General features: G+C 42.1%; 16 protein-coding genes. 11 read left to right on the forward strand and 5 right to left on the reverse strand.

The window, feature by feature from the left end:
- The first annotated feature begins 194 nt into the window (after nt 1–194).
- From ilvD to PGU50_RS06880, 4 genes are all read left to right on the forward strand, one after another.
- Nucleotides 195–1877: a dihydroxy-acid dehydratase gene (gene ilvD, locus PGU50_RS06865; protein WP_195502558.1), complete on the forward strand. Its 1683-nt coding sequence runs from the start codon at nt 195–197 to the stop codon at nt 1875–1877.
- Nucleotides 1878–1908: 31 nt separating this feature from the next.
- Nucleotides 1909–2895 (forward strand): ornithine cyclodeaminase family protein, encoded by a 987-nt coding sequence (locus tag PGU50_RS06870; protein ID WP_195502557.1) that lies wholly within the window; start codon nt 1909–1911, stop codon nt 2893–2895.
- 120 nt (nt 2896–3015) lie between these two features.
- On the forward strand, nt 3016–4401 hold the full coding sequence (locus tag PGU50_RS06875) for an alanine/glycine:cation symporter family protein (RefSeq protein ID WP_118198607.1): 1386 nt from the start codon (nt 3016–3018) through the stop codon (nt 4399–4401).
- A gap of 13 nt (nt 4402–4414) precedes the next feature.
- Complete coding sequence (locus PGU50_RS06880; RefSeq protein WP_195255324.1) at nt 4415–5758, forward strand: MATE family efflux transporter; 1344 nt, start codon at nt 4415–4417, stop codon at nt 5756–5758.
- A 100-nt stretch (nt 5759–5858) separates the two neighbouring features.
- Here the strand turns inward: PGU50_RS06880 and PGU50_RS06885 are convergent, their stop codons facing one another.
- The gene (locus PGU50_RS06885; RefSeq protein ID WP_270246507.1) at nt 5859–6779 is read right to left on the reverse strand and encodes an aldo/keto reductase; all 921 of its coding nucleotides are present in this window, start codon (nt 6777–6779) and stop codon (nt 5859–5861) included.
- 325 nt (nt 6780–7104) lie between these two features.
- Between PGU50_RS06885 and PGU50_RS06890 the strand changes: the two genes are divergently transcribed.
- Complete coding sequence (locus PGU50_RS06890; protein ID WP_008368701.1) at nt 7105–8430, forward strand: 2-hydroxyacyl-CoA dehydratase subunit D; 1326 nt, start codon at nt 7105–7107, stop codon at nt 8428–8430.
- Complete coding sequence (locus PGU50_RS06895) at nt 8411–10117, forward strand: acyl-CoA dehydratase activase (RefSeq protein ID WP_270246508.1); 1707 nt, start codon at nt 8411–8413, stop codon at nt 10115–10117. Before PGU50_RS06890 ends, PGU50_RS06895 begins: the two co-directional genes overlap by 20 nt.
- A 64-nt stretch (nt 10118–10181) precedes the next feature.
- Here PGU50_RS06895 and PGU50_RS06900 read toward each other — a convergent pair whose 3' ends face one another.
- Nucleotides 10182–11054 (reverse strand): AraC family transcriptional regulator, encoded by an 873-nt coding sequence (locus PGU50_RS06900; protein WP_270246509.1) that lies wholly within the window; start codon nt 11052–11054, stop codon nt 10182–10184.
- Between the two features lie 319 nt (nt 11055–11373).
- On the opposite strand from PGU50_RS06900, the gene PGU50_RS06905 reads away from it, so the two are divergent.
- Genes PGU50_RS06905 through PGU50_RS06915 form a run of 3 tightly spaced genes read left to right on the forward strand, consistent with a single transcriptional unit; the run spans nt 11374 to nt 15373 of the window.
- Complete coding sequence (locus PGU50_RS06905; RefSeq protein ID WP_055296556.1) at nt 11374–12642, forward strand: glycoside hydrolase family 27 protein; 1269 nt, start codon at nt 11374–11376, stop codon at nt 12640–12642.
- Nucleotides 12643–12669: 27 nt separating this feature from the next.
- Nucleotides 12670–14037, forward strand: coding sequence for an MFS transporter (locus tag PGU50_RS06910; protein WP_055296558.1), 1368 nt, complete (start codon nt 12670–12672; stop codon nt 14035–14037).
- Nucleotides 14038–14050: 13 nt separating this feature from the next.
- Nucleotides 14051–15373: an MFS transporter gene (locus PGU50_RS06915; RefSeq protein WP_172679828.1), complete on the forward strand. Its 1323-nt coding sequence runs from the start codon at nt 14051–14053 to the stop codon at nt 15371–15373.
- A 104-nt stretch (nt 15374–15477) separates the two neighbouring features.
- Here PGU50_RS06915 and PGU50_RS06920 read toward each other — a convergent pair whose 3' ends face one another.
- The gene (locus PGU50_RS06920) at nt 15478–16275 is read right to left on the reverse strand and encodes an IS3 family transposase (RefSeq protein ID WP_117824416.1); all 798 of its coding nucleotides are present in this window, start codon (nt 16273–16275) and stop codon (nt 15478–15480) included.
- Between the two features lie 61 nt (nt 16276–16336).
- Complete coding sequence (gene thrH, locus PGU50_RS06925; protein WP_118198611.1) at nt 16337–16939, reverse strand: bifunctional phosphoserine phosphatase/homoserine phosphotransferase ThrH; 603 nt, start codon at nt 16937–16939, stop codon at nt 16337–16339.
- Between the two features lie 481 nt (nt 16940–17420).
- Here thrH and PGU50_RS06930 point away from each other — a divergent pair, with 481 nt between their 5' ends.
- Both PGU50_RS06930 and PGU50_RS06935 read left to right on the forward strand, forming a co-directional pair.
- Nucleotides 17421–18590, forward strand: a complete 1170-nt coding sequence (locus tag PGU50_RS06930; protein WP_118198613.1) for an iron-containing alcohol dehydrogenase — start codon at nt 17421–17423, stop codon at nt 18588–18590.
- A 111-nt stretch (nt 18591–18701) separates the two neighbouring features.
- Nucleotides 18702–18830: a hypothetical protein gene (locus PGU50_RS06935; RefSeq protein WP_270246510.1), complete on the forward strand. Its 129-nt coding sequence runs from the start codon at nt 18702–18704 to the stop codon at nt 18828–18830.
- Here the strand turns inward: PGU50_RS06935 and PGU50_RS06940 are convergent.
- On the reverse strand, nt 18805–21678 hold the full coding sequence (locus tag PGU50_RS06940; protein ID WP_270246511.1) for an HD domain-containing phosphohydrolase: 2874 nt from the start codon (nt 21676–21678) through the stop codon (nt 18805–18807). The genes PGU50_RS06935 and PGU50_RS06940 overlap by 26 nt on opposite strands.
- Between the last annotated feature and the right edge of the window lie 98 nt (nt 21679–21776).

Genomic DNA, 21776 nt, shown 5'->3' on the forward strand with positions numbered 1-21776 from the left:
AAATTTTTTTAAAATCAAACATAAGAAAAAGTGAAAATATAAGCGCAAATCAAAGAGTTAACAATGTATTAAGAAAAAGTGAAGTCTGATATCAGTTTTACAGACTTTTCAATGACCGGAAACTGGAATAGCATAGAACAGGGGAATGAAATTTAAAGGAGTTTAAGTGTATCATGAATTAAAGGAGAAGAATAATGGGATACAATTACTGGAACGGAACAGAAGCGGCACACCGCCGTGTTATGATGAAGGCGGCAGGATATTCGGATGAAGATATCCGTCAGAAACCGCATATCGGAATACCGAATTCTTACATGGCAGGTTCTCCCGGAACTGCGCATCTTCGCCAGGTGACAGAAGCTGTAAAAGAGGGAATCTGGGCAGCAGGAGGAATCCCGGTAGAATTTGGAATCCCGGCTACTTGCGGAAATGTTGCAAATGGTGCGGATGAGATGAAGTATGAGCAGGTAGGAAGAGATATCGTGGCAATGTCCATCGAATTTGTATCCAGAATACATAATTTCGATGCGATCTGCTGTGTGGCATCCTGTGATCTGATCATTGCCGGATGTTATCTGGCAGCGTGCAGACTGGATATTCCGGCCCTGGTAGTGACCGGGGGATCAATGCAGGCCGGAAATTATTGTGGTAAGACAGTTGTAGAGGCAGATCTGGATGCGGCAAGATTCTCAGGTGCTTCCGAAGCTGAGCTATTTGAAATGGAAGAAAGCGTCTGCCCGTCTTTTGGTGCATGCCCTTCTATGGGAACAGCGAACACGATGCAGATGTTAGGTGAGGTATTGAACCTTGTTATGCCGGGAACATCTACGATTCCTGCATCAGATAATGCAAGACTTCGTGCTGCAAGAACAGCAGGAAAATACATGGTACAGCTTGCCAAATCCGGAAAGACACCAAAAGATCTGATCACCAAAGATGTTCTGGAAAATGCGATCATGTTTGATATGGCGGTTGCAGGATCTACCAATGCGGTACTGCATATCCTGGCATACGCATATGAACTTGGTATCAAGCTTACACTGGCAGATTTTGAAAAGTATGCGAAGGAAATTTACTGCATCAATGCAGTGATTCCAAGCGGACCGTATACAGTTGTAGATTTTCATTATGCCGGCGGTGTAAAGCAGGTCATGAAGCAGCTTGCCGGTAAAATCCATACCGATGCGCCGACGATTTACGGGGATACAACTTGGGGTGAACTCCTCGATTCTGTGAAAAGCGCGCCAAATAAAGTCATTCATTCGCTGGAAGATCCTGTAGCAAAAGAACCGGGACTTAAAATCATGCGGGGAAATATTTCTCCGGCAGGGGCGATCGTACGTCCGACAGCAGTATATGAAGAAGTAAAATACATCAAAGGTGCGGCAAAAGTGTATGAATGCGATCAGGATGCATATAGAGCCATTATGGCAGGCGAGATTGTTGCGGGGGACATTCTTGTTATCCGCTATGAAGGCTGTAAAGGAGCACCGGGTATGAAAGAGCTGATGCTTAGTATCGATGCGCTGATCGGACTTGGACTTGATAAAAAGGTCGGGCTTATCACAGACGCGCGTTTCTCCGGATTCAACTACGGAGCAATCGTCGGACATGTTTCTCCGGAAGCTTATGACGGCGGTGTGATCGCTTTGATCGAAAATGGTGATGAAATTGAGATGGACATTGCAGGGGGAACCGTCAATCTTCTCGTATCCGATGAGATTTTAGCAGAAAGAAGAAAATCCTGGGTACGTCCGCCGCTTAAGCAGCAGAAGGGTGTTTTAAATATTTACGCACAGAACTGCAGACCGGCAGAAGAAGGCGGTGCAATGCAGCCATGGGCACTGGATGCAGACTACGGATATCATCACGAATAAAAGTATTGGTATGGATAAGGAGAGAACGGGTATGTTATTGCTTTCAAAAGAGGATATTAAAAGTGTAATTACAATGAAAGATATGATCGAAGCGGATAAGCAGGCATTTAAGATGGTTGTCGATGGTACGGTAGATACACCGCTTCGTACAGTCATCAATGGAAAATATGACGGCGCATTTCTGTTTATGCCGGCCTATGCTCCGGAATTAGATGCGGCAGCCATGAAGGTGATCAACATTTTTCCACACAATATCGATAACAATCTGATGACATCACCGGCGCAGACCATGCTGATCGACGGAAAGACGGGATATGTGATCGCGATGCTGGATGGAACTTATGTGACACAGCTTCGTACGGGGGCTTCTTCCGGTGCAGCATTCGATCTGCTTGGAAAAAAGGAATGTAAAAAAGGTGCAATGATCGGTACAGGGGGACAGGCAGCAGCTCAGCTTGAGGCAATGCTCGCAGCAAGAAAGCTGGAAGAAGTAAAGATCTTTGACCTGAATGAAGAAAGATGCAAAGCATTTGCCGAAGAAATGCAGAAGGAACTGGCTAAATACGGTGCAACAATCATACCGGCCAAGGATTCGGATGACTGTATTGAAGATGCAGATCTGATCATCACAGTGACGCCTTCGGCAAAACCGGTATTTGACGGGACAAAGGTAAAAGCCGGTGCAACCATCAGCTGCGTAGGTACCTATGAACCGCACAAGCATGAGCTGGATCCGGCTGTTCTGCCGAGAGCATCTAAGATCATTTGTGATTCAAAAGAGGCGGCACTTTCAGAAACGGGGGATCTTCTGATTCCGATCGCAGACGGAATCATTACAGAAGAGGATGTGCTTGGAAGTCTTGGAGATGTGATCAATGGAAAGATCAAAGGACGTGAAAATGACGAAGAAATTATCGTATATGAAACTGTAGGAGTTGCTGCGCAGGATCTGGTAGCAGCAAAAGTGATTTATGATAAGGCAGTAGAAGCCGGAAAAGGACTTCGCTGGGGAGAATAATCTAAAAAGAGGATGTCAATACAAAAAACACGGAATATTTCCGTGTTTTTTGTATTTTAAAGAATAGCTTTGTGATAAGATAAACGAGAACAATAATTTAAAGAAAAGGAAACAAGAGAAATGATAACTACATGGATTCAGGCAGTATACCAATTTTTATGGGGAGATCTTTTAAGGATACCACTTCCGGGAGGCTCCTCTTTTGGTGTGTCACTGCTTATTATTTTACTGATTCCCACAGGAATCTATTTTACGATAAGAACAAGATTTTTGCCGGTTCGTCTTTTTGGAGATATGGTTCGCGCGCTTACCGGGAAAAAGAAGGAAGATGGCAGTCTGTCGACTTTTCAGACACTGATCGTCTCAACTGCAACAAGAGTCGGAATGGGAAATCTGGTAGGAGTAGTCGCTGCCGTTTCCGCAGGCGGTGCCGGTGCGGTATTCTGGATGTGGATCACAGCAGTCATCGGTTCTTCAACCGCTTTTATCGAGGCAACGCTTGCACAGCTTTATAAAGAGAAAGATCCGCTTTACGGAGGCTACCGCGGAGGTCCGGCATATTATATGCATCATTATGTAGAGAGACGGACAGGAAAGACAAAGAAACATGTCTGTATTGCGGTGCTCTTTGCAATCTCAGGGCTTATCTGCTGGGCCGGGATCAGTCAGGTGATCAGTAATTCGGTTGCATCTTCTTTTGAAAATGCATTTGGGATTCCGCCAATTTTAACGACGGTGATTCTGGTAGCCGTTGCGGCAGTGATCGTACTGCGAAAAAATGCCACAGTAAAGGTGTTGGATATTCTGGTTCCAATCATGGCAGTCTGCTATTTTGTGATTACGATAGTCATTATCTTATTGAATATCCGAAGCCTTCCGGGTGTATTTGAGCGGATTCTCCAGGAAGCGTTTGGGATCCGTCAGGCAGCAGCCGGAGGGTTCGGAGCAGTTCTTATGAATGGTGTAAAAAGAGGGTTATTTTCCAACGAAGCGGGTTCGGGATCAGCACCATGCGCAGCTGCGGCTGCAGAATGTGATACGCCTGTAAAAGCAGGATTTATACAGGCATTGGGTGTATTTATAGATACAATTGTGATCTGCAGCTGTACGGCGATGATCATGCTTCTTGTACCGGAAAAGATGATAGCAGGACTGGAAGGAATGGAGCTTTTGCAGACAGCAATGAATTATCATCTCGGTAAATTTGGCGTGATCTTTATTGCGGTTACGTTGTTCCTTTTCAGCTTTTCAACGTTTCTTGGAATCCTGTTTTATGCAAGAGGAAATGTGGCATATCTTTTAGGGGATAAGTGGTGCTGGCAGACAGCATATAAAATCCTTGCACTTGTGATGCTCTTTATCGGAGGAATTGCGGCTTATCATATTGTATGGGATCTTGGCGATGTGGGAATCGGACTTATGACGATTTTTAATATTGTGACTTTGTATCCTATGGGTGGAGAGGCACTGGAGGAATTGAGGAAGTACGAAAAAAATAAACAGTAGGAGGAACTGGAGAATGTCAAAAGATGAATATTTAATTACAGATGCGCCTCTTAAAGCATTAACTGTTTTTGCAATGCCTATGATTTTAGGCAGCTTTTTTCAACAAGTATATAATATGGCTGATTCTATTATCGTAGGTCAGTTTGTTGGTTCGTCTGCACTGGCGGCAGTCGGTGCCTGCGCCGCACTTACGAATGTCTTCATTTGTATAGCATTGGGTGCCGGTGTAGGTGCAGGAGTGCTCGTGAGCCGTTATTTTGGAGCCAGAGATTATAGTAAAATGAAAACAATCGTGTCAACATCATTGATCAGCTTCCTGATTCTAAGCGTACTTCTGGGTATATTTGGCTTTTGTTTTTCCCATTCGATGATGAGTTTATTACAGACACCTGCTGATATACTGGATGAAGCAGTACTGTACCTTCGTGTTTATTTTGTGGGATTTCCGTTTCTGTTTATGTATAACATCCTTTCAACGATGTTTACCTCGATCGGTGAATCAAAGATTCCATTGGGACTGTTGATATTTTCTTCTATTTTGAATATTTTTATGGATCTCTGGATGGTGGCCGGACTTGGTTTGGGGGTATTTGGTGCAGCTCTTGCAACCCTCATTGCGCAGGGGATTTCGGCAGTGTTTTCACTTTTGATTTTCTTTAGCCGGATGCGTCGATATAAAAGCCATTTTGACTGGTTTGACGGGAAGGAATTGCATTCCATGCTTCGGATCGCTGTGCCATCTGTTCTTCAGCAGTCTACAGTGTCAATTGGCATGATGATCGTACAGGCAGTTGTAAATCCATTCGGTACACAGGCACTTGCCGGTTATTCGGCAACGATGCGGGTAGAGAACGTTTTTTCACTGATCTTTGTATCCATTGGAAATGCAGTTTCACCGTATGTTTCCCAGAATTTTGGCGCAAAGAAAATGGAACGTATCAAAAAAGGATATCATGCGGCACTGGTTTTGGATTTATGTTTTGCAGTTCTTGCTTTTATAGTCATTGAAACGCTGCATACCCAGATTTCCTCGTTATTCCTGGGGAAAGACGGAACCGCCCTGGCATATCAGGTGTCCGGGGATTATATGAGATGGCTTGGTTACTTTTTCATTTTTATGGGTATCAAGATGGCAACAGATGGAGTACTCCGTGGACTTGGTGTTATGCGCCCGTTTCTCGTTGCCAATATGGTAAACCTTGCAATCCGTCTGGCAGTTGCTTTGATTTTTGCACCTCGTTTTGGTATCGAATTTGTCTGGCTTGCCGTACCGGCTGGCTGGTTTGCCAATTTTGCGATTTCCTATGTGGCACTTAGAAAATCGTGGCCAACTGATAAAGCAGCTTCAGTTTGCTAACTGTCTGTTTATTCCGGAAATAGAATTACCCGCACCAACGGTGCGGGTAATAGCATAAGTCAGCAAGAATATAAAATCAGAAATATAATGCCGAAAATCCTTATGGAAGCGGATGACCTGCAGCCAGGTACAGCTCATACCATTCTTCACGAGTCAGTGTTATCTCACATGCTGCGATAATTTCTTTCAGGCGGCTTTCACTTGCAGTTCCGGTAATGATTTGCATATTTGCCGGGTGGCGTAAAATCCACGCAGCCGCAATGGTAGTGTCGCTGACATTATATTTTTCAGCCAGTACGTGAAGCTTTTGATTCAGTTCCGGGTATTCGTCACTTCCGAGAAAGCATCCTTTCCATGCCGGCATCTGAAATGGTGACCAGGCCTGGAGGGTGATATCGTGTAGGCGGCAGTAGTCGAGCAAACTTCCGTCGTGGTCAATTGAACCGGGGGTTTCCATATTGACTTCCATGCCATTTGCAACAAGATTGGAAACCGGAATGCTGAATTGAACCTGGTTGACAACGAGCGGTTGGCAGACATACTTCTGCAGTAGTGCAATCTGCATCGGTTTGTGGTTTGAAACACCAAAATGGCGGACCTTTCCGCTCTCAAACAGAACATCAAATGCGGCAGCAACCTCTTCCGGTTCTACGAGTGCATCCGGACGGTGAAGCAGCAGAAGATCGAGATAATCTGTCTGAAGCCGTTTTAAAATACCATCGACGGATTTCAAAATGTGCTCTTTTGAGAGATCATAATAACCTTGCCGGATGCCGCATTTTGATTGCAGGTAAATATCTTCCCGTTTCAGGGATGGATCGCCGGCAAAGGCTTCGCCGAACACAGTCTCGCTCATACCGCCGCCATAGATATCCGCATGATCGAAGAAATATGCGCCCTGTTCCAATGCAGAGTGAATGAAATGGTTCATTTCCTTCTTCGATTTTTCAGAAAGTCGCATGCATCCGACTGCAATGGAAGGAATTTTTTGCAGATGATTGCCCAAAATAGTTTCTCTCATGATAAAAATCTCCTTTGTAATGATTTGATATTCGCGGAATTTTTCCGTAAAGCAAGTATGGAAGAAGTCCGGAAGTAAAGAAATAATAATTGTTATACTTTGGACCATGGTATCATCATATCATAGAAGCGCACTCGAGAGTCAATGAAAATTTCTTGAGATAGCTATTAAATTTGAGTAAGAGATAGAAGAGCAGATATTATATCTTGAAAAAAGTACGTTCCATTGGTTCCGTTGAAGTCAATAGATTCCTCTTTACTTTCCCGACACAACTGCTATAATATATCAGACAGCAAGTAAAGGCAAAACAGAGAGGAATTCTATAATGGACATTATACAAAAATTTGGTAACGCAGTGAGCAGTATGTCTCTGGAGGATCCCGGGAAGGCGCGCAGGCTTCTTCTTACAGGATATCGACTTCAGGAGAAACGACTGCTCTTTTTTTCAGATAAAAAGCTGCCCAAGTCGGGACAGTATGTAGCAAGAATTGTTATGAAAAATATCATCCAGGCACTTTCAAAGCCTGAAAATTCAGCGATGGTCAGCATCTTTGTTCCGGGAGAGCTTTTGACGGCGGCAGGGCTGACTCCGTATTCGGTAGAAGCAATGTCCTGCTTTATCGCAGGAACAAGATGTGAGCAGACATTTTTGAGAAAAACAGAAGAAGAGGGATTTCCGGAAACGATGTGCTCCTATCACAGAGTTTTCCTTGGAGCGGCACTATCCGGACTTGTGCCAAAGCCAAAATGTATGATCTACACAAATCTGGCATGTGACAGCAATATGATGACCTTCCCGTATCTGAAGCAGAAAAATATGCTTCCGGGATTTTTTATAGATGTACCATATGACAAGAACGAAGATTCTGTAAAATATGTGGCAGATCAGCTCCGGGAGTTGAAAGCATTTTTAGAAGATGTTACTGGAAAGAAGATTTCCGAAGAGGCAGTACGGCAGGCGGTCAATAACAGTAACCAGGCAGCCGCATATTATCATGAACAGCTGGCACTGCGCAAAGAACATGATCCGGTCACGAGCCTGACCAATGAGCTGTACGCGATTTTCATGTGCCACCTCATGGCGGGTTCGCAGGAGGCAGTCAAGTATACGAAATTGCTTCTGGAAGATGTGAAAAAGGCACCGAAGAGCGAAGGTCTGCATATTCTCTGGATGCATATGATGCCATTTTTGCAGGAACCGGTAAAGGATATTTTCAATTACAGTGACCAGATTCATATCAGTGCCTGTGACTTTGTGGCAGACGGATTTCAGAAGACACATTATGAAGATCCGTATGAGTCCATGGCAGAAAAGATGGTGAACTGCATTTACAATGGAAGCGTCAAGCAGAGAATCCAGAAGGCAAAAGAGCTTGCGGCGCAGACAAATGTGGATGGAGGAATCCTTTTTACTCATTGGGGATGCAAAGGTACGATCGGAGCTTCCAGTCTGATCAAAGGATCGCTTGAGGAAGCAGGGATTCCAACCATGATCCTTGATGGAGATGGATGTAATCCGGCAAACAGCAGTGATGGACAGATTTCTACAAGACTTCAGGCTTATATGGAGATGCTGAAGGTAAATAAAGCAGAAAAATATGCCGCAAATCACGGAAAGGGGGCTGGGTCAGATGATACATTATGTCTGTAAATATACGCCGGTAGAGTTATTGAATGCATTTGGAGAAGAGTGTGCCGTACTGGAGGAAATGCCGGAGAACTTTGAAATGTCGGATCAGATCGCACACGCAAATCTGTGCGGTTTTGGGAAATCTGTGATTCAGGCAGTTCTGGAAGGAAAGGTTAAGCAGCTTGTACTTGTGAACTGCTGTGATTCTGCCCGGAGAGTTTATGATATTGTAGAGAGTACCGGAAAATGCAATTTTTTATATATGCTGGATCTTCCGCATGAGGATAATGAATGTGAGAAGGTAAAGTATGCACAGGCAATCATGCGCCTGAAAAAAGCATACGAAAAATTTTCCGGAAAAACATTTGATAAGGAAGCATTTTTAAATTCATTTACAGAAAATGAGACAGAAATGAAGCCATACATTGGTCTGATGGGTGTGCGTGTAACGGGTATTCTTGAAAAAATGATCCGGGATAATATTCAGATGGACGTGGACAATCTTACCTGCACCGGTGGAAGACAGCTTGCAGTTGTTCCGGAGCAGATGAGACAGATGGATGAAGAAAAAATGTTTCTGGCTTATGCGGATGCCCTGCTTTGCCAGATCCCATGTTTCCGAATGAATAACAACACTCGGAGAAATCAGCTGTATCTGGATCCAAACTTGAAGGGAATTATTTATCATACGATCAAATTCTGTGATTATTATGGATTTGAATATGCGAGCATTAAAAAGAATATCAAAGTACCGCTTCTGAAAATCGAGACGGATTTTACAAGTCAGAGCGCTGGACAGTTACTGACGAGAATCCAGGCATTTGCAGAAACGATTGAAGGATCGGAAGACATGGATCCGGGAAAAGGAATCAGTGAGGAGGCAAGAAAAAAGATGGAGTCAGGAATATATTATGTAGCAGGGATCGACAGTGGCTCTACAAGTACAGACGTTGTGATTCTGGATCAGGACGGAAAAATTAAATCTACGATGATCATTCCGACAGGCGGCGGAGCGATGATGAGTGCGGAGAAAAGCCTGGATCTTGCCGTAGAGAAGGCAGGAATTAAGAAAGAAGAAATCGTTAGAATTGTCACGACGGGATATGGACGTGCTTATATTGAAAGCGGGGATGACAGTATTACAGAGATCACCTGTCATGCCAAAGGTGCGCATTACCTGAACCCGAATGTGCGGACGGTGATCGATATCGGCGGACAGGATATCAAGGCGATCAGCATCGATGAAAATGGCGCAGTAAAGAATTTCCTAATGAATGACAAATGTGCGGCAGGAACCGGAAGGTTTCTGGAAATGATGGCACGGACTTTGGGACTTTCTCTTGAAGAGATGAGTACAAAAGGATTGGAATGGAAGGAAAATATTGTGATTTCCAGTATGTGTACGGTGTTCGCTGAGTCAGAGGTGGTATCACTTGTGGCTCAGAATAAAGATGTGGCAGATATCATCCATGGTCTGAATGTGTCGGTTGCTTCGAAAGTAGGAGCACTGGCGGCACGTCTTGGGAAAAAGAATCCGGGAGAATATATGATGACAGGCGGAGTGGCAAAGAATCCTGGAATCATCAAAGCACTGGAAGAAAAGCTGGATGCGAAATTGTATATTTGCGACGAGGCACAGCTTTGTGGTGCGCTTGGAGCTGCATTGTTTGCATATGAGAAGTGCAGTGTGCAGAGGCTGTGTTTGTAATCACCGGACATTATTTTATATTGCATAAAAAAGAGAAACCTTACCAATTTAGTGCGACAGCCCCTTATTTTACCAGAACAATTTGGCGTTCGCGTTTGTGACGGTTTTTTCTATATTCTGTAGGAGAAATTCCGTGGTATTCTTTAAATATTTTTGAAAAATAAGAAGGCGAACTGAATCCACAGATCTGACTGATATAGTCCACGGACCAGTCAGAAGTAAAAAGAAATTCTTCACTCTGGGTGATGCGAAAATCCAGTATATATTTTTTCAATGGAACACCCATCTGCTTTGAAAAGATTTCTGAGAGATAGGATCGATTCAGATTCAGTTTGTCTGCAATATACTGAACTGTCAGGTCTCGTCCGTAGAAATCTTCTACAATAGAAATTGCTCGCTGTACATGACTTTCTGAATTCTGACGACTTTTTCTTTCGGGAAGCTCTTTGGAGTTCTCGATAAAAGTACCAACTTTTGAAAGAAGAAGGAGAAGAATGCCATTGGTATACAGATCATTTTTTGTACTATCATTTTTTATGGAAATCAGAATCTCAAGGAGATCCTTGATTTCCTCAAAGACTTCTGTAGAAAGTCCTTTTGTGAGGGACGGATAACCGAATCCAAGACGATGCATGAAGTATGGAGCGAGTTTGCCATTGAAGCCAACCCACGAATAAGTCCATGGATTCTCCTTATCGGCCTGATAGAAGACCATCTGATCCGGTTCAATCAAAAAAATCTGTTTTTCTTCAATAAGATATTCTGTTTTATTAACAACAAGACGTCCCTTCCCGGAAAGAACAAAATGCATGAGATAATAGGGTCTTGTTCCAGGTCCGTAGTAATGAAGCGGCAGACATTCTGAATGACCGCAGAAACGAAGTTTTATATCATTCCAGCTGGTGTCTCTGTACAGATTTAATTTTTCTAATTCCATAGGATCTCCTTTCGGTAATTTGTATATTTATATTCGATAGATACAAAATTTTTGCTTTTATTAAACTACAATTTCCGACAAAATTTATAAGTTATCCAACAAAAGTGACTAACATGGTAATAAGATTATAGTATATGATATCAATATAGACAAGAGAAAGAAAAGAAAAAAATAATCTAAAAATTCAGACAGGAAACGAATCGATTCAAATTCACAGAAAAGTAAAAAGCTATAGTTATTAGAAGAAAGAAGTCAGTTTGTAAAAGGTGACCTGTATTTTGTGCACCCTAAAATAAAATGGAAAGGTAAGGAAAGAGATATGTTAGAATTTGCAAAAACACCACCAAAAGGATGGAACAGCTGGGATGTATATGGAGCGTCTGTTACAGAAGAAGAAGTAAAAAGAAATGCAGATATTATGGCTGAAAAGCTTAAGAAATATGGATGGAACTATGTGGTTGTAGATATTCAGTGGTACGAGCCAGGAGCTGAGTCAGCAGCATATCGCAAGTTTGCGGATTTGAAGATAGATGAATATAGTCGTGTGCTTCCGGCTGAAAATCGTTTTCCAAGTTCAGCAGATGGAGTTGGGTTTGCACCACTTGCTGAATATGTACACCAATTAGGGTTGAAATTCGGTATTCACATTTTAAGGGGAATACCAAGACAGGCTGTTCATGGAAGAATGCATATCAAAGGAACGGATAAGACAGCAGATCAGATTGCTGTTAACAGCATTTGTCCATGGAATTCAGATATGTATGGAGTGGATATGTCAATTCCGGAAGGACAGTTATATTATGATTCTCTTATGGAACTGTATGCTTCATGGGGAGTTGATTTCATTAAGGTAGATGACATTGCATATTCAACGATTTACAGAGATTCTCATAGAAAAGAGATTGAAGGTATTCGAAAGGCCATTGATAAAACGGGACGGGAGATTGTACTTTCCCTTTCACCGGGACCGGCAAGACTTCAGGATGGAAGCTTTCTCCAAAAGAATGCCAATATGTGGAGACTTACAGACGATTTCTGGGATGAGTGGGAATTGCTCTATGATATGTTCGATCGTTGTAATTATTGGTCGCCATTTATCCGTAAAGGAAACTGGCCTGATTGCGATATGCTTCCGCTTGGACATATTGGAATCCGTTCCGGTGAGCGTGGAAAGGCAGACCGTATGACTTGCTTTACGAAACCGGAACAAAAGACAATGATTACATTATGGTCTATCTTCCAGTCGCCACTAATGTATGGCGGGGAACTGGCTGATCTGGATGCCTGGACTCTTTCACTGCTGACGAATACAGAGGTAAATGAAATGCATCGCACATTGGAAGGACAAAGACAGGAGTACAGAGATGATGAATGGATCGTCTGGTCAGGTGAAAATAAGGAAAGTACATATATTGCAATCTTTAACGTATCAGATGAAAAGAAAGAAATTCCAGGTAAATTGACAGAGCGATATCTTCGAAAAGATGCAAAAGAAATCTGGTCAGGAAAAAAGGTAACAGAAGGAACAGAAGGAACAGAAGAAGTAGAAAGCCATGGCTGTGTACTGTATCAGATGAAAAGAATATGATAAACGTTAGATAGGAGGAATGAAGTGATGGACACAATAGGGAAGAAACTTGGTCTGAAAGAGAAGATGGCCTATGGCTGTGGTGATGCGGCAAGTAATATTATCTGGGCATCTACGGGAACGTTCTTAATGTTCTATTACACTGATGTGGTAAATATCAATGCGGCAACAATTGGAGTCATTTTTCTGATTGCCAGGGTGATCAACGCAGTTGTTGCACTTCTTACCGGATGGCTGATCGATAATACGCATTCCAAATACGGAAAGGCAAGGCCATGGCTTTTGTGGTTTGCTGTTCCGTTTGGAATCGTAACATTTGCAATATTTGCAGTTCCGGATGTAGCAAAGCTGTACCAGATTATTTATGTATTCATTGCATATAATGCAATGATGAGCGTCTATTCTCTGATTAATATTCCATATGGATCTATGGCTACAATGATGACCAAAGACCAGTATCAGAGAACACTGTTGAATATCTTCCGTCAGTTGTTTGCACAGATTGCGAGTCTTCTTGTTACAGCAGGAACTCTTCCACTGGTAGACTTTATAACGGAATATGTGGGGGCGAGAAAAGCATGGAGTATCGTATACGGAATATTTGGTGTCATTGCGGCAATTCTGTTCTTCTTATGCTTTGCAGGATGTAAAGAGAGAATTCATGAAAATGAAGAGACGAAGACAGAAAAGATTCGTGTTGTTGACGGAGTAAAAGCAGTGTTGAAAAACAAATACTGGCACATGCTGATGGTGATATCCATTTGTATCAATATCTTCTTTCAGGCCATCAGTACGGTAAACACATATTATAGTAAAGCGGTTCTTCATAATAGCAGTATGATCAGCATATTGAATACGGCTTATATCGTTCCTGCAATTGCAACCTTTTTCTTTGTACATCTGGTTGTGAAGAAGTATGGAAAAGGAAAGACTACGATGTTTGGATGGATGATTATCTGTGTCAGCTATGTGATACTTTTACCATTTACAGAAAATACAACAGTACTGATAATCACAGCTGCTATGCGTGGCGTGGGATATTGCTTCCTACTTGCAGTGTCTTCTGCAATGGTAAGTGATGCAGTTGAATATGGAGAATGGAAAACGAAAATTCGTGTCGAAGGGCTGACATTCAGTATGCAGGGATTTGTAGGAACAATTGCGGCAGGTATTGTTACGGCAGTCATCGGATGGGTACTCAATTTCAGTAAATATGATGGAACACTTTCATTTGCTGATACACAGGCAGGATCTGCAGTACTTGCAATTAAACTGTTGTTTATCGCAGTTCCGTTTGTTGTCGGAGTATTGAATATTATATTGTTAAAATTTTACAAACTTGATAAAATGTATCCGCAGATTATTGAGGATTTAAATAAGCGGAATGGAAAATAAGTGGGGAATGTATATGAAGACAAGCATATCAGAAAAAATAGCTTATGGTATGGGAGATGTTGCATGTAATGTAGTATATGCACTTACATCTGGTCTTATCGTATATTTTTATACAAATGTAATCGGAGTATCAGCAGGAGTAGTAGGTACGATCCTGCTGGTATCTAGAGTGTTTGACGGTGTCTCAGATCTTTTGATTGCCCAATTGATGGATAAGATTAATTCCAGACATGGAAAAGCAAGAGCGTGGATTCTGTGGATGGCCGCGCCGTATGCGGTTTCAGCTACGGCACTATTTGCAGTCCCATCGCATGCGGGCAAAATGGTACAGGCAATCTATATCTTTGTTACTTATAATTTGTGTACGACAGTTGTCTACACGGCATTAAATCTTCCATATTCGGCAATGGCGCCGTTGATGACAAATGATGAAGAGGATCTGGCTAAATTAAATATTTTCAGAATGTCTATGTCGCCTGTCAGCAACATGATTGTAACCGCCTTATCACTGCCACTGATTAACTTTCTTGGTGGAGATCAGAGGGCATGGATTATAGTAACGGCGGTATATGGAATTATTGCGTTTGGAATGCTAATGTGGACCTTTTTAGGAACAAAGGAACGTTTTCATACGGAAGCGGCAGCAGAAGCAGAAAATCTTCCATTTCGAGTTCGTCTGAAAGCTGCTGCACAGAATAAATATTTTATCATTATGTTCTTGATGGTAATGGCACTTGCTCTGTATCAGAATGTCAATGGAACAGTATCTACTTATTATGCGCAGTATGTGCTTGGAAATGCAGAAATTATGGGGGTTATGCAGACGTGTGAAAAAATTCCGTGGATTCTTGGAATCATCTGTATGGCGCCATTGATTAAGAAGTTTGGAAAGCGTAATCTGGTCTTGGGAGGAGCCATCATATGTATTGCTGCGCAGATTATTCTAATGATTAATCCGGAAAATATGAAGTTGGTTTTAGCTGCTTCCATTATTCGAGGACTCGGAGAGGCTCCGATTAACGGACTCACTTTTACCATGCTGGCAGATGTAATTAATTATGGACATTGGAAAACTGGCATTCGTGTACATGCGCTGATATTTTCCACCTTTACGGTCGGACAAAAATTTGGTGGGGGTGTGGCAGGCTGGGCAATCGGCCAGTTAATGCAGTTATCCGGATTTACCGGAAGTGTTACAGAGACAGTGGAAGCTGTCGCAATGATTAAAAATTTGTATATTTACGGAGTGATATTGGCATGGGGATTAATTGCAATCTGTATGTTGGCATATCATCTGGACAAGGAATATGATCAGGTGCTGGCAGAATTGAAATGAAAAACCAGTTGGAATGGGGCTGTTGAACTGAACTGCTCCCCGTCAAGTAGACAATTGAAAAAATATAAATTTTTCCTGCCAGTAGAAATTATCTGCTGGCAGTTTTATGCAGCTTGCAAGTAAATTTTGTGTTTTTCCATTGGTCCATTGTCGATACATTTAGCAACTCGCGACATGCTTTGCGTTATTCCAGCATTTATAAGTTTTGTATGAAATATCCTGTTTGTATATTGAAATCCCCTGTCACTGTGAAACAGTGGCTGCGCACCAGGATTTCTAAGTAAAGCACTGTCTACCGTATCAAACACCAAAGTATTGTTGTTCTTATCACGAATAGCATACGAAACAATCCGTCTATCATATAGATCCAGTATTGCACTTAGATAAAGTTTACGTTTTTCCATCCCCATATAATAATGGAATTCTGTCACATCAGTGAGCCATTTCTCGTTTGGTGCTTTGGCAGTGAACTCGCGATTAAGTATGTTTTCAGCTATATACTGAGGGTTTGCAGCCTGTCTTGTGCACCCGTTGTTAGAATACTTGATAGTTGATTTTATATTAAGTTTACGGCAAATGCGTAGCACACGTTTATCGTTTACATCAATACCATGATATCGTTCCAGATCATCTCTGATCCTTCGATAGCCTTTATCCGGTGACTCTGTATGAATCTTTTCTATCTCATCAGCAATAAGTCTATTCTTTTGTTCACTTTCAGGAATTTCTCTATGTAACCATTTATAGTAAGAGGCTTTGGAAACTCTGCCAAGTTTACAAAGTGCAGCGATTGGATAATTATGTTCTTTGTGTTCTTCTTTGATTGCCTGATATATATGTTCATGACGAATCAGGCTTAGCCCCGCCTCCTCTCTATTTCTTCGAGTTTTTTTAAGAAAGATGTAAAAACTGAAAACCGGTAAGGTTTTTTACGCATATCGCCATGCAATATGCAATTATCTTTTATTTCATTGCATCTTTAATTGCGCCAAGCAGCTCTTTATAGGTTTCATAGGCCGGGATCTGCGGATAATCCGCTTTGATCTTGTCGGTTGAACGGAATAAGAATCCTGCCTTACTTGCCTGGATCATACCCAGATCGTTGTAAGAATCCCCACTTGCAATTGTTTCAAATCCGATGGACTGCAGTGCCTTCACGGTTGTTAGTTTGGAATTTTCCACACGCATCTTGAAGTCTGTGATCTCACCATTTTCCGCAATTTCCAGACTGTTGCAGAAAAGTGTCGGATGATCAAGCTTTTCCATGAGCGGCATTGCAAATTCGGTGAAGGTATCACTGAGAAGGATTACTTGGGTGAAGGAACGTAGCTCATCCAGGAAGTCTTTTGCGCCCGGAAGCGGATCAATCTTGGAAATTGTTTCCTGAATTTCTTTGATTCCGAGACCATGCGCTTTTAAAGTATCCAGTCTCCAACGCATCAGTTTGTTATAATCAGGTTCATCTCTTGTGGTTCTTTTCAGTTCTGGAATTCCACTTGCTTCTGCAAATGCAACCCAGATTTCCGGTACAAGTACTCCTTCGACATCCAGACATGTAATATACATATGTTAACCCTCCTGTACTTTCTGTTTTTTGCTTTCTATCATACCATATATCTGTTTATTTTGCATGCTTTTTTGAAATTGAAGTAACTGTTCAGAGCCAACCTCCAAAATGCTACGCATTTCGTCAGTGTGGCGTATCCGCCAAATAAAATTTCAAAAACAGTCTTAAAAATGCAAGCATTTTACACCTGTTTTATGAAATTTTGCTTGGCTCTGAACAGTTACAAATTGAATAAAAACTGCTGGAGAGAAACCTGTATAAACTACATGATGGCATGGAAAACCATGTAAAGAAGTCATTAGGGAAAATTGCGGGTTCCATTTTGGAATGTGCGCAAACCGGAAAGATGTTGACGATAAATTTTTTCAGGGACTATAATATAAGTATCTGTGGCAAAAGAGGGATGTTTCGGAATGGATCATTGAAAAAAGAAAATCTGCCGAAACATATTTTGCTTAAATTACATAAAGGAGAAAAAGGATGAATAACTTTATTTTTGAAAATAAAACGAAAGTATATTTCGGGAAAGGATGTGTCGGTGAGTATCTGCCGAAAATCGCTGCGGTGCATGGGGATAAGGTTCTGCTTGCCTATGGCGGCGGCTCGATCAAGAAAAATGGAGTTTATGAGGAAGTCATAGCAGCACTTGAAAAAGCCGGGAAAACGATCATTGAATTTCCGGGGATCATGGAAAATCCGACTTATAAGAAGGTGCTTGAAGGCACAAAGCTGGTAAAGGAAAAACAGGTGGACTGGATCCTTGCAGTCGGCGGAGGCTCGGTTATGGACTGCAGCAAGGCAATTTCCATGGCAGCGGTCAGCGAGAAAGATGTGTGGGATGAGTACTGGGCGAAGAAGGGGGTTATGGATTTTGAACCGATGCCGCTTGGTGTGATCGTAACAGCGTCCGGAACAGGCAGCGAGTGCAACGGGGGAGCAGTCATTACCAATGAAGAGGTCATGATCAAGACAGACCGGGATTATCCGAAATGCAATCCGGAATTTGCATTAATGGATCCGACTTACACTTATACTGTTCCGACAAAACAGATGGTGGCAGGAAGCTTTGATATCCTGTCTCACGTTATGGAGACTTATTTCAGTGAGCCGGACGAGGATAACGTATCAGATGATATTTCGGAAGCTCTGATGCGCGGCGTGATAACAAGTCTTCGTGCGGCATTGGTAAATCCGGAGGATTATACAGCAAGAAGTAATCTGATGTGGCTGTCTACCATGGCGGAGAACCGGATCATCAAGCTCGGCAAAAAATGTGATTTTGAATGCCATCAGATGGAGCATCAGATCAGTGCTTATACCAACTGCAGTCATGGATGTGGACTTGCTGTGCTGCATCCGGTTTATTATCGGCATATCTGTCAGGCAGGCGCAAAGAAATTTACCCGGTTTGCGGAAAATGTATGGAAAATTCCGAGAAATGGACGTACCGATGAAGAGATGGCTGAAGCTGGCGTAGAGGCATTGGCTGATTTTATCAGAGAGATCGGACTTCCGACAACACTTCGAGAAGTAGGCGTGGAGAAAAAAGAGGATCTGAAAGAAATTGCGGATTCTTGTTATCTGGTGGATGGAAGTTATAAGAAGATGACACATGAGGAGATTCTGGAAATATTTCTGGAGTGTTTCTAAGGACAATAGCTAAAAGGTGATATTAATTCATTGGGGCTTCAGAAGCCGTGCTATGTGGATGAACAGACGCACTACCGCTATTATGACATCAAGTAGAATGCCTGTTTGGACATGATTCAGTATATGAAAGAGCTTGGAATGGAACTGAAAGAGATTAAAGAGATCCCTGTGCCGGAAAGGGTACAGGGATCTCTTGTCTCAGGTAGTAAAATTTCTATACTGGATGGATATTTTGGTTAAGGTGATCTGAAGTGTTTTGAGGATTTGTTTCCTCCGAGTGTTCATTCACCGGAAGATATTCATACTTCGGAATGAAATCCCGTTTATCGTACAGTTTATAATACTGAATGAAAATACGGTCCATAACTTTTGGAATCTGACTTTCATCTGGTTCAAACAAAATGATCAGATACTGCATGGCACTATACCGTGTACACACGTCAATCCTACGGATCTTGTGACGGATCGCTTCCTCCATGTATTCCAGTGCCTGTTCAATATTTTCAATATACATCATAGAATCCGGAGCGGTTTCCATTGTGACCATGACCAGGAAACAATGGTATTTATGTCGTTCTCCAAGTTGGTTGATGTACTCATAAATCTTAGAAAATTCACGGTAATTAAGATTAAGTGCTCCGGAATAGTTTCCGCTGTTGCGAAGTGCTTTTGCCACAAGGGAAAGATCTTTTGCTACGCTGGAAACCGGGAATACGGTATTGTCCATCTGTTGATAGAAAAAGAAATTGTGTTTTCCGTTTTGCTTGACATAATAGAGTGCTTTATCTGCTTTGGAAGAACACTCGTCAAAGGAATCTCCCTTGGTACACATGCAAAGTCCGGCAGAAATGGATGCAACACGGATCTCAAAATCTTTTTTCTTCTCAGAATCAAAGCGGGAAAACAGAGTTTCCATAAGCTCGGATATTTCATTTTTACCGGCATCCGGTACAAAAAGAAGGAATTCATCGCCACCAAACCTGCAGCCAACCGAATTTCCGATATGCTCGGAGAGGAGAGCTCCAAGTGCTTTCAGTGCACGGTCGCCGGCTTTATGACCGTAGATATCATTTATCTTTTTCAGATTATCCATATCCATAAAGATCAGACAGCCATTGTGTTCCTGCATTAGCTGTGCGATCATTTTCTGACCGGTATTTCGCATAGGGAGTCCGGTAAGAAGATCAAAATTTTCTGATTCCTCCTGGCTCTTCATCGTATTCATAACATTGGAAATGAAGTTGCTGATTTCAAATTCCATGCCAGGAAGAGCTGGCTCGTCATCAATTTCCAGATAAGTATCTGTGATCGTCAGACGATTCTCATCCATCAGTCTGAGAAAAATATCTGCGATTTCCGGATCGAACTGAGTTCCTCTGTTTTTGCGTATTTCTTCATAAATTGTTTCTTTTGGAAGAGAATTACGGTAAATACGGCGGGAATTCATTGCGTCATAGCTGTCAGCAACAGCAACGATTCGCGCATGGATCGGAATTTCTTCACCTTTTAGACCGTCCGGATAACCATGGCCATCATAACGCTCATGATGAGATCGGGCAACTTCGGTTACATGATTGATGATCGAAACATTTTTCAAAATCTCAGCACCAATAACTGTATGTTCCTTAATAATAGCGTACTCTTCGCTTGTCAGTCTGGATGGCTTGTTTAAAATAATATCAGGGATGCCGACTTTTCCGATATCATGCAGATGAGCTGCATGTCGGAGATTGACGATTTCAGAGCGATTCCAACCCATTTCCTGCGCAATCAATGCAGAGTATTCCGCAACACGATGGGAGTGCCCTCTGGTGTATTCGTCCTTGGCCTCAATGGTTGTAGAGAGAGTCTGCATCATCTGTAAGGAAATTTTTTCCATCTGCCGTTTACGTTTCAAAAGCTCCTCTTTTTGACGATGCATTTCAATGGTATGCACATTCTTTATTGTACGGATAATGTTAATGAAAAGAAGGATCAACATACCGACACCAATAAAAAGACCGGAAATCAAAACTACAAAATATGTAGAAATGGATTCGATGGCGATGGCAAGCATTGCAATGATCAGGCCAATCAGCACCAATTTGTTTTTCCGGTATTCTTTCTTTCGCATATCCAGACAGAAAGTCAGGAAAACCAGAAAGAAGGTGACTGCAAGAATCACGTGGGCGCCCGGCAGAGTTTCAATAAAATCAGCAATGCCAGTCAGATGAAGAACCAGACAGATCAAAAAGTTACCAAATGCCGCACAGCCAAGGTAAAAGTAAGGCTTTTTATAACGCCCCTGCTGAATGAGATCTGCATAAAAAAGTACCGGGATCGGAACGAGCATGATCATCACAAAGCATAAAGTCCCCAGTGCAGATGGATTCGGAACTATAAGCTGTCTGAGCTTGGATTCGCCGAGCATCCATGCAGCTCCCATGGTCATGCACCATCCAAGATATTCCATATCGAATTTTCTGTCATAGACAATTCCGAGTGCGATACTGAAAAGGATGGTAATGATACCGGCGAACAAGATAAAGAAAGCAATAATAGTCTCAAGCCCGTAAGATTCAAAAATATATTCCCAGATATCACTCTTGTCTCCGAAATAGATCTCATTGACTACACCGGAATAGTTAGAGGTATTGGTAGTCAGCTCAATACGGAGTTCTTTTCCTGCATCTGCTGCTGAAGTAGGACAGAAAACATAACAGCTGGCAGAATTTTTCCCAGTCAGTCGATGGTCTTTGGTTGAGTATTCAGTGCGAAGCACTCCGTCAATATAGAAACGGATATCCTGCAGAGAGGAACGTATAGCAAGTGAACTTTGTGTATAATTTTCAGGAAGTGTTGTGGTAATGACCATAGTCTCTTTTGCAGGAACATTGTAATGTCCGGGGACGGCAATCTGTTCTTTGCTTCCATCGGAGTGAATCCAGGTAAAAGTACCACGATATGTGATGTCGCTGGATTGGATTCTGGCATTGTGATTGTTAATTCCTGTGAATTGTATTACCAGAAACCAGATAAGTATCAGGAACATCAGAAGATAGTAAAATCCGATCTGGATTTTGCTTATTTTATAGTTTTCTTTTGTCAAAACAGAGACTCCTTATCTACAATTTTGGTCTATTTGAAGATATTATACGATGTGAGTGTCAAAAGTGAATTTTGCCACTTACTGATGTAACCGGATTG

It is taken from the genome of Coprococcus sp. AM11-30B (assembly GCF_027674365.1).
GTDB lineage: Bacteria > Bacillota > Clostridia > Lachnospirales > Lachnospiraceae > Allocoprococcus > Allocoprococcus comes.

What these genes read in the sequence shown, in the direction of transcription:
- PGU50_RS06900 (WP_270246509.1), bottom strand. Translation starts at nt 11,054, where the DNA reads ATGGAATTAGAAAAATTAAATCTGTACAGAGACACCAGCTGGAATGAT.
- PGU50_RS06890 (WP_008368701.1), top strand. Translation starts at nt 7,105, where the DNA reads ATGGACATTATACAAAAATTTGGTAACGCAGTGAGCAGTATGTCTCTG.
- PGU50_RS06880 (WP_195255324.1), top strand. Translation starts at nt 4,415, where the DNA reads ATGTCAAAAGATGAATATTTAATTACAGATGCGCCTCTTAAAGCATTA.
- PGU50_RS06895 (WP_270246508.1), top strand. Translation starts at nt 8,411, where the DNA reads ATGATACATTATGTCTGTAAATATACGCCGGTAGAGTTATTGAATGCA.
- PGU50_RS06885 (WP_270246507.1), bottom strand. Translation starts at nt 6,779, where the DNA reads ATGAGAGAAACTATTTTGGGCAATCATCTGCAAAAAATTCCTTCCATT.
- PGU50_RS06910 (WP_055296558.1), top strand. Translation starts at nt 12,670, where the DNA reads ATGGACACAATAGGGAAGAAACTTGGTCTGAAAGAGAAGATGGCCTAT.
- PGU50_RS06905 (WP_055296556.1), top strand. Translation starts at nt 11,374, where the DNA reads ATGTTAGAATTTGCAAAAACACCACCAAAAGGATGGAACAGCTGGGAT.
- PGU50_RS06930 (WP_118198613.1), top strand. Translation starts at nt 17,421, where the DNA reads ATGAATAACTTTATTTTTGAAAATAAAACGAAAGTATATTTCGGGAAA.
- ilvD (WP_195502558.1), top strand. Translation starts at nt 195, where the DNA reads ATGGGATACAATTACTGGAACGGAACAGAAGCGGCACACCGCCGTGTT.
- thrH (WP_118198611.1), bottom strand. Translation starts at nt 16,939, where the DNA reads ATGTATATTACATGTCTGGATGTCGAAGGAGTACTTGTACCGGAAATC.
- PGU50_RS06935 (WP_270246510.1), top strand. Translation starts at nt 18,702, where the DNA reads ATGATTCAGTATATGAAAGAGCTTGGAATGGAACTGAAAGAGATTAAA.
- PGU50_RS06870 (WP_195502557.1), top strand. Translation starts at nt 1,909, where the DNA reads ATGTTATTGCTTTCAAAAGAGGATATTAAAAGTGTAATTACAATGAAA.
- PGU50_RS06915 (WP_172679828.1), top strand. Translation starts at nt 14,051, where the DNA reads ATGAAGACAAGCATATCAGAAAAAATAGCTTATGGTATGGGAGATGTT.
- PGU50_RS06875 (WP_118198607.1), top strand. Translation starts at nt 3,016, where the DNA reads ATGATAACTACATGGATTCAGGCAGTATACCAATTTTTATGGGGAGAT.